Here is a 1,269-nt window from a genome sequence, read left to right as displayed (position 1 = left end):
TTACCACAGAGAGCATGGAGGTTTTTCACAGAGTTACACGGAGTTTACTTTAAAGACATTGATCACTTAAACTTTAACCTTGTTCCTTGTTCCTTTTTTCTTTTTACCACAGAGGATGGAGGTTTTTCACAGAGTTACACAGAGTTACACAGAGTTACACAGAGTTTACTTTATAAATATTAATCACCTCAAACTTTAAACTTTTTCCTTTCTCCTTGTTCCTTATCCTGGTTAAAACACTTTATGGTTAATAGCTCTGTAATCATTGGGCGTCATTCCGTTATACTTTTTAAAGATCTTATAAAAGTGTCCAATAGAATTAAAACCACAGTTAAAACAGATGATTTTAATAGGTACATTGGTCATGGTTAAACGCTGAGCTGCGTAATTAATTTTAATTTTAGTGACCGTTTCTGTCAATGTTTGATTTAAGCATTGTTTAATCACTTTATTAACATGATCCGTAGTTCTGTTGGTTAGGGCAACAAACCCGGGAACACCATCTCTGAATAACTGAGGTGAGTTGTATTGCTTAAGTGCTAATGCGAGCCAGTGCGGAATACTTTGTGCTGTATTTCCAAAAGATTCTGTAAGCATACGGAAAATCTGCAGCACCATAAGATCCAAATGAAAGAAATCGTGCTTTTTAGATAATATATAATCGGTAATAGATTCTAATTCATTTAATTGATCAGAGTTGAGATGAACAGTGTAAGGTAAATTATTCGTAGTCCAGAAAAGCTCATCCGAATCAGGGAAATATCTGTCTTTAAACAGATTTAAACTTTCAAGATAAAAGGCAATGTTTGTTACAACCAATCCTGTATTGTTACCCGTTGAAACAAAAGTATGGGTGTCGGCAGGACGTATTAAACAAAGCGTTCCTTTTTCGATATTATGTTTTTCTCCGTTGATATAATGTACACCGGAACCTTCCTTAATCCAAAAAATCTCAGCATAATCATGATCGTGATAAGCCAAATTCTCTTCGGAAGTAATGGTACGTCTCACAATATGGAATACATCATTAGGTTCGAGTAAAAAAGAAGGTAAACTAATTCGAGTTTTATCCTTAGACATCATCTTTAATTTTATAGTTATCTTTTTTTGACTGAGATGCTGGTTTTTCTATCTCATTAATCTGAATTCTTTTCATCAATTCAGGTACTATAATATTTATTGGTCTCAAAAGTAGTTAAAACTATGCACTTTAGTGCATCTTGCTTTAGCTTCTAAAAATCTTAACTTTGATCATATGGTTCAAAGAAT

2 protein-coding genes are annotated in these 1,269 nt (G+C 33.3%); one reads left to right on the top strand and one right to left on the bottom strand.

Annotated elements, in window-relative coordinates; genetic code table 11:
* Positions 1-183: hypothetical protein (locus OM075_RS25080; RefSeq protein ID WP_301193307.1), on the top strand; the 183-nt coding region annotated here is incomplete at its 5' end.
* 48 nt (positions 184-231) lie between these two features.
* Here OM075_RS25080 and OM075_RS25075 read toward each other — a convergent pair.
* Positions 232-1,080, bottom strand: a complete 849-nt coding sequence (locus OM075_RS25075; RefSeq protein WP_301193306.1) for an AraC family transcriptional regulator — start codon at positions 1,078-1,080, stop codon at positions 232-234.
* Between the last annotated feature and the right edge of the window lie 189 nt (positions 1,081-1,269).

It is taken from the genome of Plebeiibacterium sediminum (assembly GCF_026013605.1).
GTDB classification, from domain to species: domain Bacteria; phylum Bacteroidota; class Bacteroidia; order Bacteroidales; family Marinilabiliaceae; genus Saccharicrinis; species Saccharicrinis sediminus.
The sequence above is the reverse complement of the archived record's forward strand: the minus strand, read 5'-3'. Positions and strand labels throughout refer to the sequence as shown.